The following is a 13,404-nucleotide window of genomic DNA, read 5'->3' as shown; positions in this document are numbered from 1 at the left end:
CACTCATGATTGAGCCACTGCCTCCACTTCGTAAGGCCGCAGGGCGGCGAACGCGTCGGTCCGACAGGCCGTGCAGTCATCGGCGAGGTGGCGAGCCACCACCTGGGGGAACTGTCGCAGCAGGCTCGCAGCGACGTTGGTGGCGCCGTCGAGAGTGCCGCAGGCACCACGGCCGCGAAGCACCACCGACCACCGTTCCAGGCGGGTGACATCCTCCTGGGTGGCCCCGCCGTCGCGCAGCGCCGACGTGACCGCAGCCATGGCGGCGGTGCCGTTGAAGCAGGAGCCGCACTGGCCGGCGTTCTCCCGGTCGAAGTACGACATCACCGCGGCCGCGACGGCGACGGGACAGTCGTCGGTGAGGATCGAGATGGCCCCGCAGCCCAGACCGCTACCGAGCCGGCGTATCGACTCGTGGTCGAGCGTCGCGTCGAGGATGTCGGTGTTGACCAGTCCGGCGAAGTAGCCCCCCATCAGGACGCCGGTGACCGCATCGTTGGCGAGACCATGCAGGGCCAGCAAGTCGGAGAACGATGCGCCGTGGGGGATTTCGTACAGCGCGGCGGGCTGTCCGCCGCCGGTGATGGTCGCGAGAAACGTTCCCGGAGACATCGGCGTGCCGACCGACCGGAACTTCTCGGCGCCGTGCTCATGGATGTAGGGCAGGTTGGCCAGCGTCTCGACATTGCTGACCATGGTCGGAACACCGTCGACGCCCTCCTCGAAGGGCCGTGGCGGTTTGTCGGTCGGCTTTGCGGGTCCGCCGTTGATCCGGCGAACGGCGGCGGTCTCTTCTCCGGCCACATAGCCGGGTTCGACTGTGACGATGGCGATCTCGGTCGCACCGAATGTCTCCGGCGGCACCTCGCTCAGCGCGGCGGTGACGGCGTTCGCGGCAGAGCCGTCGGAGACGTAGACGTATGCACGGCGGGCGCCTGCGAGGGCCGTCGCCAGGCGCAGACCATCGAGCACGAGATGAGGCCGGTTGCGCAGAAGCCAGCGATCCTTGACCGACGCGGGTTCACCTTCTTCGCCGTTGGCGACGACGACGGTCTCCGAACCGCGCTGGTGGGCATTGTGCACGGTGCGCAGTTTGGTGCCGATGGGGAACGCGGCGCCGCCGCGACCCAAAAGACCCGACAGATCGACCTGCGTCAGCAGCGCATCGGCGTCGATCAGCGGCCGGTATCCGCCCGCCTTGGTGTATTCGACGTAATCCTCCGTGCCGGCCTGCGACGGACGCAGCAGCCGCGGCGCGCAATCCGGCCATGCGGCGACGGCGAGTTCGGTGGCAGTAGAGGTCATGACTGGTCCTTCCGGCCCGCGGATAGGCTGACGGACATGAGGACTGCGGTCGTGCGCGTCGGTGTCGACTCGGCGGGCGAACTCGGTGCGGCCCAACTCGACGACGGCCTTGCTCGGCTGAGGGATTCGGCGGCTGCGCACGGTATCGAGGTGGTGGCCAACAATCTGGCGGGATTGCCGCCGAAACGCCGTGAGGTCGAGCTGTTGATCCTCGGCGAGGATCCCGAGCAGCTCCGTCGGGTCGCGCTCGAACTGTGCGGCAACGCATTCGGTACCACTCCGGTGCCCGGTGTGGTGACGTTCATCAGCCGCGGCACCGACGACGATGCCCACGGTGTGCTGGCTGGGCTCGGGCTCTCCGGGGAGATCGAACGGGTACCCGGCGACGACGGCTGGGACGTCGTGTACGTGACGTTGCGCAGAGCCGACCTCGACCGCGTGCCCGAGAGCCGGGTGCACACCGCGCTGGAGGCCTCGCTCAACTGCGAGGTCCACATCCGCACGACGTAAGCCGACGCCACGAGCGCGCGTTCGGGTACGCGACTCGCCGAAGCGGCCGTAGAAGGATGTGCGTCCCCTTCTGATGCGGGGGCCCACGCGGTTGTGGTGGACTCGGCCATCAACTGTCCAGGAACTTCAGGATCGCGGGGGCGGCCTGCACCCAGGTGTCGAACAGGCAGAAGTCCTTTCCGCCACTGGCCGCGAACTTCTCACCGGCCCGTTCCCAGGCATCCTCGGGCCAGGGCGGGTCGATCAGCGTCGAGCCCTTGATCAGGCAGCTGACCTCCAGCGACGTGCGTTTGGGATGGTCCCAGTCGTTCTCGCCGCCGCGGATGATCAGTGTCGGCACCGTGATGTTGTCGAACATCTCGTCTTCGACACCGGGAATCGTCTGACCGGGCTTGGGCACGAAAGCGTTGAGCCAGCGCAACATCACCTTGAGGAACTCGTCGACGTCAAGGGCTCTGAACCGCTGCTCGTTGCGAGGATTCTCGGCGATGCGCTCCTTCCACTCGGCGACGTGCAGGACGCCGTCGATGCCCGCACCGCGGGCGGCCAGGATGCTCGGAACCACGTAGTGTCCGCCCAGCACGAAGGACCCGTAGACGCCGCCGACGATGTTCCACACCACCAGCTTTCGCACGATCTCCGGATACAGCATGGTGGTCAGCATCGAGTCGCGCGCGCCCCCCGATCCGCCGGCGATGATGCACTGCTCGATGCCGAGTCCGGTGATCAGCGCGTGCAGAGTTTCGGCGCGCATGTGAGATTCGCTCTTACCGTAGAACTGCACGTCGGACTTGCCGCAGTTCGGCCGATCCCACAGCAGCACGCGGTAACCGCCCGAGGCCAGCGCCTCCGCCAGTGGCCGTAGACCGGGAATGTCCTTGCTGAACCGGCCGCCGGGCGTCAGCGCGATGAAATCGCCTTCTTTGCCGAGGATTTCGTAGACAACGTCACCGCCGTTGATCTCCATCGTTTTCTCGCCGGGCTTGAGCTCGGGGCCCGCGGACTCCGTTGTGGTCATCGCGAGCCTCCGCGAACGTGCGTAAATTGCTGATTTTCCGCGGCGTGTCGGGTGCAGACACGCACGCTCGCAGTAGTTGTGCGGGGGCCCGTCATCATGCCTGCACCAACACCTCGTTGCCGACCACCCGCACGGGGTAGGTCCGAATGCTCCACTCCGGCTTGACCGCCGTCGTACCGGTCGCCAGTTCGAAACCCCACTGATGCCATGGGCAGTAGATGTACTCCATATCGCGGACCATCACCGAATCACCGGGGACGCTCTCGTCGACGATCGTGCGGCCGCGGGCCCGCCCGGAACACAGCGGACCACCCTCATGAGGGCAGTAGTTTGCGATCGCGTAGAAGGTGCCGTTGACGTTGTAAACCCCGACGCCGTGGCGTCCGATCGGGACGAGTTTGTGCTTACCCGGGGGGATTTCGTCGACCGTGGCGACGACGTGTTCACGCCCCTGGGCCAGCCGGGGCGTCTTCTCCTGTTCGCTCAACTCAGAACACCCGCACCTGGCCCTCGAGGGCCGGAACCGTGTCGGGAAGGTGGTAGGTCGCGATGCCGTTGCGGAACATCACCGCTTCGCGGGCGTGCTCGGGCAGGTGCTTGACCAGCCAGCGCGGATCGTCGAACGTCCAGTGCGGGTAGTCCGACGAGTAGAGCAGGATCTTCTCGCACTCCATCCACTCGAACGCGCGCGACAACTCCGTCTTGTCCTCGGGGTAGTCCAGCGGTTGGGTGGTGAACTTGATGTGGTCCTTGACGTATTCGGACGGTTTGCGCTTGATGTCCAGCCACGACTTACGGGCTTCGTAGATGGCGTCCATCCGCCACATCAGCGGCAGGATCCAGGTGAATGCGTGTTCCACCAACACGATTCGCAGCGTCGGGAACCGATCGAAGAGTCCGTCGAAGATCATGCTCATCACCTGGTTCGCGGCCAGCAGCGAGTAGGTGACCATGAAATCGTGGTTGTAGCTGGGGAATCCGACCGGGGGGATCGGCAGCTCCTCGTGGTGGCTGCGCGACAGGTGGCAGCTCACCGTGATGTCGTTTTTGGTCGCGGCCTCCCAGATCGGGTTGTACTTGGGATCACCCCACGCCGGGCGGGGTTCGGCCTTGATCAGGATTTGCCCCATGTAGGGGTGCCCGGCCCAGCGCTCGATCTCGCGGGCCGAATCCTCCGGCGCCTCAATGGCCACGCAGATCGATCCGCGCCATCGCTCGTGCCAGTTGTTCTTGCTGTCGAGCCAGTGATTGGCCTGCCAGTCGTTGAGCGCGACGCTCATCGCGTGGTTGACCTCGGGGAAGCGCGCCGGGTAGGCGGCGGGCTCCAGGATCGCGATATCGGCGCCGGCCTCCATGATCAGCTGCTTGAACGCCAACTCGGGGTCGCTGCCCGCGAAGTTGCCGTCCGACGGGAAGGTGTCGACCCGCATCGCGTAGGCATGCGCGTAGTCGGGGGCGTCGTAGTAGATCTGGTCGCCGATCCGCCGCGTCAGGAAGTACTTGCTGCGCCACGGCTCCGGGATGTAGGGCGTCAGCTCACCTGCCCTCGGCGTGGGATGAACGTCGGAGTCGACGCAGCGCACCGCGACGCGCTCCGCGGCGGGCTTGCGCTCTGTCACTGTCACCGTCATCGTGGCTCCCTGCCTTTCAACTGCGTCCCAAGCTCTATCACTGTGCGCCCACTGCGGCCGCGACGTCTATGCCGTAGAGCTCGGCGGCATTGCGCCAGCACAGTTTGTCGCGCTGCTCGTCGGAGTACGCGGAGGGCACCATCAGCTCGTTGAGCTGCCAGTGCGGGTAGCTCGACCCGTACATCACCATGTCGTCCTTGCCGGTGAAGCTCAACCACTCACCGGCGTAGTCCACGTCGCCGGGCCCGTCCATCGCGCCCTGCACGAAGTAGGTGTGCCCAGGCAGATAGTCGCTCGGCATCCGGGGCGCCCACGGCGTCTGCTCCAGATGGGGGCGCCCGAAACAGTCCATCCGCCAGATGAACGGCGTCAGCAGGTCGGCCGCACCGTCGGCCCAGACGAACTTCAGCGTGGGCATCCGTTCGAATACCCCTTCGACGATGAGATTCATCAGGTGATACAGGTAATTGAGCGCCATGAAGCTGACGTAGTTCTCGTAGGTCCTGGGCACACCGGACGGCGTCGGCGCGTACTGGACGCCCGCTCCCACCTCGATGTGCACCGCGACGGGCAGGTTCGCCTCGTTGGCCGCCTCCCACAGCGGCCAGTACTGCGGCTTGCCGTACAGCTCGCGGGACTGCAGGGGCACGCCGACCTGCACGACGCGGGGATGGTCGGCGTATTTGGCGATCTCGCGCAGTGAACCGGTGACGTCGTCGGGGTTGATCCGGATGGTGCCGCGGAACTTCTCGGCGTACGGGTTGTCCTCGAGCCAGCGGCTGACCAGCATTTCGTTGTGCCCTGCCGCGATCGCGGTGCCCAGATGCCGGTCGGGCATGATGCCGCGGGTCATCGGGTGCAGGATCGCGACGTCGACGCCGCGCTCGTCGAACAGCTGGGCGCCGACGAAGTCGGGATCTGAGCCCGGGTAGCGGCGCTCGCCCTCGGTGCCGGGGGCGTATTCGCCGCCGGGCGCGCCGTACCAGTCCATCTCGTAGTCGGGGAACCCGCGGCTCTTGAAGGGCTCGCGAAGGAAGCCGCGGAAGTCCTTGTTCGACTTGCTGAAGATGTGCACGCTGGCATCGATGACGGGAGTTCGCGTCCCGTCCGGGTTCTGCATCACCAAGGCTGTTCCTCCGATGTCATCCGGCCCGTCGGCAGGCGCAGAAGAGCGTTGCGCGAGCGCCGAACACCTCCCAGTGTAAAGCGTTGTTCTTCAATCGCAAGAATCCAGTTCTCGACAAAACGCTTACTTTTGCGCAGGTCAGGGTGTCTGCTGGTCAACTGCATGACACGCGGCAGGCGAAACGTGGTAGTCACATCGTGAGAACGGTTACGCCTCGATTGGAGAATGTTATTCTCGCAGCGACGCGTTGCTCATCTTCGACGCCCCGGGAGGCTTGGTGTTACTGGAGTTCGACGCCGATCAGCGGCTCTGGCAGGAGACCGTGCGCGACGCGGTCACCAAGCAGTGTCCCGCCTCGCTGATCCGCGGCATCGCCGAGAACGGGGTGGACCCGACACCGTTGTGGAAGACCTACGTGGACGCCGGATGGACCGAATTGGCGGACCCGGAGAACGCGGTCGAACTCGCCATCGTGCTGGAGGAGTTGGGCCGGGCCACCGACCCCACGCCGTTTTTGGCCACGCTGACGCAGTTCGCGCCGTTGGCCGGCGACCGCTTCGATGCGCAGCAGGCCGGCACCGCGGTGTACGACGGCGTGTCCGCATACCGGGTTGCCGACGGTTGGGTGCTCGACGGCACCGCTCACCACGTGCTCGACGGTGACCGCGCCGAGCGCTTCGCCGTCGTGACCGACGCCGGTGTTTTCGTCGTCGACGCCGATCAGGTCACCTCGCGGCGCAGCCCGATCTTCGACCCGGTGCTGCACGTCGCCGAGGTGTCGTTCGTCGACGTCCGCGTGCCGGACACGGTGCGGGTGCCCGCGGACGCCGAACGGGCCCGCCACGTCGCGCTGACCGGTATGGCGATCACCACGGTCGGTGCCTGCCAACGCATCCTGGACCTGGTGTTGGAGCACGTCAAACAGCGCCAGCAGTTCGGCGTCGCGATCGGTTCCTTCCAGGCGGTGCAGCACAAGGCCGTCGACATGCACGTCGCCATCGAACGAGCCAGGGCCCTGGCCTATTTCGCCGCGCTGACCATCGCCGAAGACGATTCGCGGCGACGTCTGGCCGCCGCCATGGCCAAGGCGTCGGCGGGGGAGGCGCAGGCGGTGGTTTTCCGGCACGGGCTGCAGCTGTTCGGCGCCATGGGATTCACGTGGGAGAACGACCTTCAATTCGCGCTGAAGCGGGCGAAAGCCGGCGAGCTTCTGCTCGGTGGCGCCGCCGAGCATCGCGCGGTGATCGCGGCGGAGTACAGGACCAACTGATGCAGCTGACTTTCGATTCCGAGGTCGAGCAGTTCCGTGCCGAGTTCGCGGCGTTCCTCGACGAGCATCTGCCGCCCGAGTCGCAGACCCTGGAGCGGCCGAAGTCGGTGTCGCACATGCCGCAATGGGCCCGCGACTGGCAGCGCCTGCTGTTCGACAACGGCTGGCTTCTTCCGGCGCAACCGCCCGAGTTCGGCGGCCGCAATGCGACCGTGGTGCAGCAGTTCGTCCACCTCGACGAGCTCTGCCGGCGGCGGATCTACCACAGCTTCAACCCCCAGGGCGTCAACATCGTTGCCGCGTCGCTGATCACGTTCGGCTCCGATGAGCAGAAGCACCGCTGGGCGGTGCCGGTGCTGAAGGCCGAGATGACCGCGTCGCTGGGCATGAGTGAGCCCAGCGCCGGTTCGGACTTGGCGTCGCTGCGCACCCGGGCGGTCGCCGACGGCGACCATTTCGTCGTCAACGGCCAGAAGGTCTGGACGTCGGGGGCGCACGACGCCGACTTCCTGCTTACGTTCGTGCGCACCGATCCCGACGCGCCCAAACACAAGGGCATCAGCGCGCTGATCATCCCGACCGACACGCCGGGTGTCGTGTGCCGGCCGTTCGCCGACATGACCGGTCAGGAGAACCTCGATTTCAACGAGGTGTTCTTCACCGACGCGCGGGTGCCCGCCGAGAATCTCGTCGGCCCGCTCAACGGCGGCTGGGGCGTTGCGAACGGCTCACTCGGCCATGAGCGCACGATGATGTGGCTCGGCTTCGCCGACCGCATCGACAACATGATCGCCGACTTCCGGCCCCGCACCGAGATCGAACGCGACCAGTACGCCACCACGATCATGGACTACCAGGCGTTGCGGGCGATGGGTTCGGCGGCGTTGTCGCGAGCCGCGCGCGGGGAGATGGACACCGCCTCGGTGTCGGTGCTCAAACTGTTCGGCTCCGAAGCCGAGCGCCAGGCCATGGAGAACGCGTTGGCCGCCGCCGGCGCCGACGGGCTGATCCACCCGTCGACCTCGGGACCCTACGAGCACATGAACCTCGACCATTACTTCGCGAGCTGGTTCGAGCGCTATGCGCGCAGCTTCGGCGGAACCATCGCCGGCGGCACGTCGGAGATCCAGCGCAACATCATCGCCACGCAGGTCCTCGGGCTGCCGCGGCGCTGACATGGACGCCTGGATCGTCGACGCGGTACGCACACCGAGGGGGCGTGGCCGGGCCGACGGCGCCCTGCACGGGATCCACCCCCAGGCGCTGTTCGCCCAGTGTCTGCAAGCATTGTGTGCCAGAACCGGTTTCGATCCGGCCGACGTCGACGACGTGATCGCGGGCAACGGAATCCTCGCCGGCGAGCACGGCGACGACATCGCGCGCCTGTCGGCCCTTCTCGCCGGCTGGCCGGAGACCGTGCCCGGTATGACGCTCAACCGGTTCTGCGGGTCGGGGCAGCAGGCGATCACGGTCGCGGCGACCGGGGTGGCGGCCGGCGCGCAGGACCTGGTGGTCGCCGGCGGTGTCGAATCGATGTCGCGGTGGAAGGCCAGCGTCGGGGTGCCGACGATCGACGGCGACAATCCCGCGTTCCGTCAACTGCATCCCACGGTGCCGCAGGGCATCTCGGCGGACCTGATCGCCTCGCTGGAGAAGTTCGGTCGCGAGGACGTCGACGCGTACGCCGTCGAGAGCCAGCGGCGCGCCGCCGACGCGATCGCCGAGGGGCGCTTCGATCGCTCGGTCATCGCGGTGACCGACGCCGCCGGTGACGTCGCCTTGGCCACCGACGAACATCCGCGGCCCGGCACGACCCTGGAGAAGCTGGCCAAGCTGCCACCGGCGTTCGAGCGGATGGGCGCGGCGCGCGTCGAGGGTGAATCCGCCACGTTCGACGAGATCTGCCTCGCCCGGTATCCCGAATTGACCGCCATCGACCATGTCCACCATGCGGGGAATTCGTCGGGTGTTGTCGACGGCGCCGCGGTGGCGATTGTTGCGTCCCGACGGTGGCTCGACGTCAACGGCGTTGCCGCGCGGGCGAAGATCCGGTGCACCGCGGCGATCGGCAGCGAACCGGTCATCATGCTCACCGCCCCCGGGCCCGCCGCGCAGCGGTGCCTGGACAAGGCCGGCATGCAGGTGGCCGACATCGACCTGTGGGAGATCAACGAGGCGTTCGCCGCCGTACCCTTGAAGACCATTCGCGACCTCGACCTCGATCCCGAGCGCGTCAACGTCAACGGCGGGGCCATCGCGCTGGGCCACCCGATCGGGGCGACGGGTGCGATGCTCATCGGCACCGTGCTCGACGAGCTCGAACGTCGCGATTTGACCACCGGACTGGTCACAATGTGCACCGGCGGCGGCATGGGCACCGCCACCATCATCGAGCGGGTCTGACATGGCCGAGACGCTGGTCATCGACCGGGAGCACCCGGGCATCGTTGTCCTGCAACTCAACCGGCCCAAGCAACTCAACGCGATCAACGAGGTCATGCGCGACGAACTGTCGCACACCTTCGACGAGATCGGCGCCGACACGTCGGTCAACGCCGTCGTGCTGACCGGCGCGGGGCGGGGGTTCTGCGCCGGCATCGACGTGCGCAACTTCGGTTCGCCCATGGAGGCGTCGGCGCCGGCGATCGAACGCATGCGGTTCCAGGAGGCGATGGCGGCGTTACCGCAGGCGATCCGGGCGCTGCCGCAACCGGTCGTCGCCGCCGTGAACGGGCCGTGCGTCGGCGCCGGGCTCGCGCTCTGCCTGGCGTCGGACATCCGGATCTGTTCGACCGCCGCGACTTTCGGCAACGCCGCGATCCTGCTCGGACTCTCGGGCGCCGAGATGGGCATGAGCTATCACCTGCCGAGGATCGTCGGCACCAGCGTCGCGGCGGACTGGATGTTGACCGGCCGCACGGTCAGCGCCGAGGAGGCCGACCGTCGCGGGTTGGTCAGCGAGGTCGTCGCGCCGGAGCGGTTGACCGAACGCGCGCTGGAGATCGCGGCGACGATCGCCGGCCTCTCCCCGCTGGGTGTGCAGTTGACGAAGCGGGCGCTGCAGACCAATACCGACGCCTCCGGCCTCGACGCCGCGATGGAACTGGAGAACCGCAATCAGGTGCTCAGCCACGCCACCGAAGAGGCCGCGCAACGACGGCGGAAGTGGTCGGATAGCTGAAAGCGGACGGAAGGACGGACAGTGGCCTGGGATTTCTCGACCGACCCGGAGTGGGCCGAACAGCTGGCGTGGGTGGAGGACTTCGTCCGCAACGAATGCGAACCCATCGATCTGATCGTCAAGGAGTCGCACGATCTCAACGATCCGGTGCGCCAGGCGCTGATTCCGCCGCTGCAGCAGATCGTCAAGGAACGCGGGCTGTGGGCCACCCATTTGGGCGCGCACCTCGGCGGTCCGGGCTACGGCCAGGTCAAGTTGGCGCTGCTCAACGAGATCCTCGGCCGGTCCGAATGTGCGCCGATCGTGTTCGGTTCGCAGGCACCGGATTCCGGTAACAGCGAGATCCTCGCCCACTACGGCACACCCGAACTCAAACAGCGGTATCTGGAACCGCTGCTGGACAACCGGATCGTGTCGTGCTTCTCGATGACCGAACCCCACGGCGGCGCCGATCCGAAGGTGTTCACCACCACCGCCACCCGCGACGGGGACCACTGGGTGATCAACGGCGAGAAGTGGTACTCGTCGTTCGCGTCGATGGCTTCGTTCATCATCGTGATGGCGATGACCGACCCCGACGCGCCACCGTACCAACGCTATTCGATGTTCGTCGTGCCCGGTGACACCCCCGGCATCAACGTGCTGCGCGACGTGGGTCTGGGATATCAACCGATCGGCGGCGGGCGCGAGGGGTATGTCCGTTACGAGAACGTGCGGGTGCCCGACGATCACATGCTGGGGCCGCGCGGCGGCGCGTTCGTCGTGGCCCAGACCCGGCTCGGCGGCGGGCGGATCCACCACGCCATGCGAACCGTGGGCCTGGTTCGCCGGATCTTCGACATGCTCACCGAACGGGCGGTCTCGCGCTACACCCAGGGCTCGATGCTGGCCGACAAACAGATGGTCCAGGAGATGATCGCCGACTCCTGGATGGAGATCGAGGCGTTCCGGCTGATGACCTTGCAGACCGCGTGGAAGATCGACCAGTACAACGACTACAAGTCGGTGCGTGCGGACATCTCGGCGGTCAAGGCCATGATGCAGAAGGTGCTGCACGATGTTTCGGCGCGGGCGCTGCAGCTGCACGGGTCGCTCGGCACCTCCCACGAAATGCCGTTCGTGCAGTACCTGACGGAGTCGTTCGTGCTGGGGCTGGCCGACGGCCCGACCGAAGTGCACAAGGTGACGCTGGCGCGGCTGCTGCTCAAGGACGTCAAGCCGGCGCCGGACGTGTTTCCCTCCGAACACCTGCTGCGGCTACGCGAAGCCGCCGAAGCCAAGTTCGCCGACAAACTCGCGGGCATCCCGCGGGGCTGACGCCAGGAGGTCCCACAATGTCGTGTGACGGCAAAATCGCCCTGGTGACCGGGTGCAGCCGGGGGCTCGGCAAGGCGATCGCGCAGCGACTGGCCCGCGAGGGCGCGACGGTCGCGCTGACCGCGCGCACGCTCGAGCCCGACCCGAAATATCAAGGGTCGCTGCGGCAGACGCTCGAGGAGATCGAGGCCGTGGGAGGATCGGCCATCGCCGTGGCGGCCGATCTGTCCGACAGCGAGCAGCGCGCCCGGTTGTTCGCCGAGGTGGTCGACCGCATCGGTGCCCCCGACATCCTGGTCAACAACGCTGCCGTGACGTTCCTGCGGCCCCTCGACGAGTTCCCCGAGCGGCGGGTCCGGCTGATGATGGAGATGCACGTCATGGCGCCATTGCATCTTACGCAGATGGCGATCCCGGCGATGCGCGAGCGCGGGCGCGGCTGGGTGCTGAACGTGACGTCGGTCGGCGGCGACCTGCCCGAGGGGCCACCCTTCTCGGAGTTCGACCGTAGCGCCGGCTTCGGTGTGTACGGCACCGTCAAAGCCGCATTGAACCGGCTGACGAAAAGCCTTGCGGCCGAACTGTACGACGACGGTATCGCCGTCAACGCCGCCGCGCCCACCAACCCGGTCGCCACCGAGGGCGCCGGCACGCTCGATCTCGCCAAGAGCGACACCGAAGACATCTCGCTGATCACCGAGACGGCGTTCCGCTTGTGCACCGGCGATCCGAAGACGTTGACCGGTCGCATCGCGCACACCCAGTCGTTCCTCGCCGAGATGGGCGCGCTGTGACGCGCGGCGGGCCGGCTGTGACCCCCGACGAGCCGGCCACGACCCGCGAGTGTGGGGTTGTGTCACGCCAATCGGCGGTTCGGCGTGACGGTAACCCACGTTCGGCGCACATCGGGGGCGGCGGGTGAGGGTTCAGCCGGCTGCGTATCTGCGGACCACGCTGCCGCTTGACCTGTCGGTGCTCGACGACCTCGACAGCGGGCGATATCACTCGATCTGGATGCCCGATCACATGGTCAGCTTCTGGCCCGACTCGATCTGGACGCCCGAGTTCACCGACCTGGCAACGGTTTCGCCGTCACCGCACCGCCACCTCGACGGTATGGCCGTCGCGGCGGCCGCCGCGGTGCTGACGACGAACGTGCCGCTGGCGACCAGCGTCGTCGACACCGTTCGCCGGCACCCGTCGTTGCTGGCACAGAGCGCGCTGACCATCGACCACCTGGCCGGCGGCCGGTTCATCCTCGGCCTGGGCAGCGGGGAGACCGAGAACACCGTGCCGTACGGCTTCGACTTCACCGCGCCGGTGAGCCGGTTCGAGGAAGCGCTGCAGGTGATCCGGCTGCTGTGGAACAGCGACGGCCCTGTCGATTTCGACGGCCGGTTCTACCGGCTGCGCCACGCCCGGCTCGACACCGAACCCTACGAGGGACGCTTCCCACGGATCTGGATCGGCGGCAGCGGACCGCGCACCCTGGACATCGTCGGCCGCTACGCCGACGGATGGTGGCCGACCGGTGCGTGGTCGCCGGACGACTATGCCGAAAAGCTCGCAGCCGTCCGGCTTTCCGCGGAGAGGGCCGGACGCGACCCCTCAGCGATCACGCCGTGCTTCATCCAGGTGTGTCTGGTGGGCCGCGACGACGCCGCGCTTGCCGAGATCCTCGAGGCGCCCCTGGTGAAGTCGTTCCTGCTGCAGGTGTCGGCTGAGGTTCTGCGCAACGTGGGCTTCGAACATCCGATGGGGGAAAACTGGCGCGGATACCAGGACATCGACCCCGCGGTGCTCACCCGCGAGCGGATCGTCGACTTTCTGGATCGGGTCGAACCGGAGATGATCCTGGCGATGGTCCCGCACGGTACGCCCAAACAACTCGCCGGCGTCATCAAGGACTACGTCGACGCCGGCCTGCGCGTGCCCAAGATCATGGATTACGGCGCCATGGCCGGCCTGCGGTACACCGCCCAATCGGCGCAGAACGTGCGGGAGGTCGAAGACGAACTGATGACACTGTGTGGGGACATCCGGTGA

Annotated in this window: 13 protein-coding genes; 8 read left to right on the top strand and 5 right to left on the bottom strand. The window is 67.1% G+C overall.

Going from position 1 to position 13,404, the window contains the following annotated elements; genetic code table 11:
- Positions 1-3: 3 nt before the first annotated feature.
- The gene (locus tag AU197_RS21335) at positions 4-1,305 is read right to left on the bottom strand and encodes an NADH-ubiquinone oxidoreductase-F iron-sulfur binding region domain-containing protein (RefSeq protein WP_064405211.1); all 1,302 of its coding nucleotides are present in this window, start codon (positions 1,303-1,305) and stop codon (positions 4-6) included.
- Between the two features lie 36 nt (positions 1,306-1,341).
- On the opposite strand from AU197_RS21335, the gene AU197_RS21330 reads away from it, so the two are divergent.
- The gene (locus tag AU197_RS21330) at positions 1,342-1,815 is read left to right on the top strand and encodes a hypothetical protein (protein ID WP_064405209.1); all 474 of its coding nucleotides are present in this window, start codon (positions 1,342-1,344) and stop codon (positions 1,813-1,815) included.
- 109 nt (positions 1,816-1,924) lie between these two features.
- On the opposite strand, the gene AU197_RS21325 is transcribed toward AU197_RS21330, so the two are convergent.
- The 4 genes from AU197_RS21325 to AU197_RS21310 form a co-directional block, all read right to left on the bottom strand.
- Positions 1,925-2,833, bottom strand: a complete 909-nt coding sequence (locus AU197_RS21325; RefSeq protein WP_064405207.1) for an alpha/beta fold hydrolase — start codon at positions 2,831-2,833, stop codon at positions 1,925-1,927.
- Positions 2,834-2,927: 94 nt separating this feature from the next.
- Positions 2,928-3,320, bottom strand: coding sequence for a Rieske (2Fe-2S) protein (locus tag AU197_RS21320; protein WP_064350287.1), 393 nt, complete (start codon positions 3,318-3,320; stop codon positions 2,928-2,930).
- A 1-nt stretch (position 3,321) separates the two neighbouring features.
- Positions 3,322-4,464 carry an amidohydrolase family protein gene (locus AU197_RS21315; RefSeq protein ID WP_064405205.1) on the bottom strand — a complete coding sequence of 381 codons (1,143 nt, stop codon included), beginning with the start codon at positions 4,462-4,464 and terminating at the stop codon, positions 3,322-3,324.
- Between the two features lie 37 nt (positions 4,465-4,501).
- Positions 4,502-5,584 (bottom strand): amidohydrolase family protein, encoded by a 1,083-nt coding sequence (locus AU197_RS21310; protein ID WP_197415627.1) that lies wholly within the window; start codon positions 5,582-5,584, stop codon positions 4,502-4,504.
- A gap of 283 nt (positions 5,585-5,867) precedes the next feature.
- On the opposite strand from AU197_RS21310, the gene AU197_RS21305 reads away from it, so the two are divergent.
- From AU197_RS21305 to AU197_RS21275, 7 genes are all read left to right on the top strand, one after another.
- Positions 5,868-6,860, top strand: coding sequence for an acyl-CoA dehydrogenase family protein (locus AU197_RS21305; protein ID WP_064405574.1), 993 nt, complete (start codon positions 5,868-5,870; stop codon positions 6,858-6,860).
- A complete protein-coding gene (locus AU197_RS21300) occupies positions 6,860-8,035 on the top strand; it encodes an acyl-CoA dehydrogenase family protein (protein ID WP_064405200.1) in 1,176 nt (391 codons plus the stop codon). The genes AU197_RS21305 and AU197_RS21300 overlap by 1 nt, the downstream gene beginning before the upstream one ends.
- Position 8,036: 1 nt before the next feature.
- Positions 8,037-9,263, top strand: a complete 1,227-nt coding sequence (locus AU197_RS21295; protein WP_082696791.1) for an acetyl-CoA C-acetyltransferase — start codon at positions 8,037-8,039, stop codon at positions 9,261-9,263.
- A gap of 1 nt (position 9,264) precedes the next feature.
- Entirely contained in the window at positions 9,265-10,041 is a 777-nt protein-coding gene (locus AU197_RS21290) for an enoyl-CoA hydratase/isomerase family protein (RefSeq protein ID WP_064405197.1), read from the top strand.
- A 21-nt stretch (positions 10,042-10,062) separates the two neighbouring features.
- Entirely contained in the window at positions 10,063-11,358 is a 1,296-nt protein-coding gene (locus AU197_RS21285; RefSeq protein WP_064405195.1) for an acyl-CoA dehydrogenase family protein, read from the top strand.
- 17 nt (positions 11,359-11,375) lie between these two features.
- Positions 11,376-12,152 carry an SDR family NAD(P)-dependent oxidoreductase gene (locus AU197_RS21280; protein ID WP_064405193.1) on the top strand — a complete coding sequence of 259 codons (777 nt, stop codon included), beginning with the start codon at positions 11,376-11,378 and terminating at the stop codon, positions 12,150-12,152.
- A gap of 124 nt (positions 12,153-12,276) precedes the next feature.
- On the top strand, positions 12,277-13,404 hold the full coding sequence (locus AU197_RS21275) for an LLM class flavin-dependent oxidoreductase (protein ID WP_064405191.1): 1,128 nt from the start codon (positions 12,277-12,279) through the stop codon (positions 13,402-13,404).

Origin of the sequence: Mycobacterium sp. IS-1590, from assembly GCF_001500025.1 — a bacterium.
In the GTDB taxonomy this organism is placed as follows: domain Bacteria; phylum Actinomycetota; class Actinomycetes; order Mycobacteriales; family Mycobacteriaceae; genus Mycobacterium.
The sequence above is the reverse complement of the archived record's forward strand: the minus strand, read 5'-3'. Positions and strand labels throughout refer to the sequence as shown.

Bases quoted from the DNA above. Each gene is read 5' to 3' on its own strand.
- AU197_RS21315 (WP_064405205.1), bottom strand. From the start codon at position 4,464: ATGACGGTGACAGTGACAGAGCGCAAGCCCGCCGCGGAGCGCGTCGCG.
- AU197_RS21310 (WP_197415627.1), bottom strand. From the start codon at position 5,584: ATGCAGAACCCGGACGGGACGCGAACTCCCGTCATCGATGCCAGCGTG.
- AU197_RS21330 (WP_064405209.1), top strand. From the start codon at position 1,342: ATGAGGACTGCGGTCGTGCGCGTCGGTGTCGACTCGGCGGGCGAACTC.
- AU197_RS21290 (WP_064405197.1), top strand. From the start codon at position 9,265: ATGGCCGAGACGCTGGTCATCGACCGGGAGCACCCGGGCATCGTTGTC.
- AU197_RS21280 (WP_064405193.1), top strand. From the start codon at position 11,376: ATGTCGTGTGACGGCAAAATCGCCCTGGTGACCGGGTGCAGCCGGGGG.
- AU197_RS21325 (WP_064405207.1), bottom strand. From the start codon at position 2,833: ATGACCACAACGGAGTCCGCGGGCCCCGAGCTCAAGCCCGGCGAGAAA.
- AU197_RS21295 (WP_082696791.1), top strand. From the start codon at position 8,037: ATGGACGCCTGGATCGTCGACGCGGTACGCACACCGAGGGGGCGTGGC.
- AU197_RS21335 (WP_064405211.1), bottom strand. From the start codon at position 1,305: ATGACCTCTACTGCCACCGAACTCGCCGTCGCCGCATGGCCGGATTGC.
- AU197_RS21300 (WP_064405200.1), top strand. From the start codon at position 6,860: ATGCAGCTGACTTTCGATTCCGAGGTCGAGCAGTTCCGTGCCGAGTTC.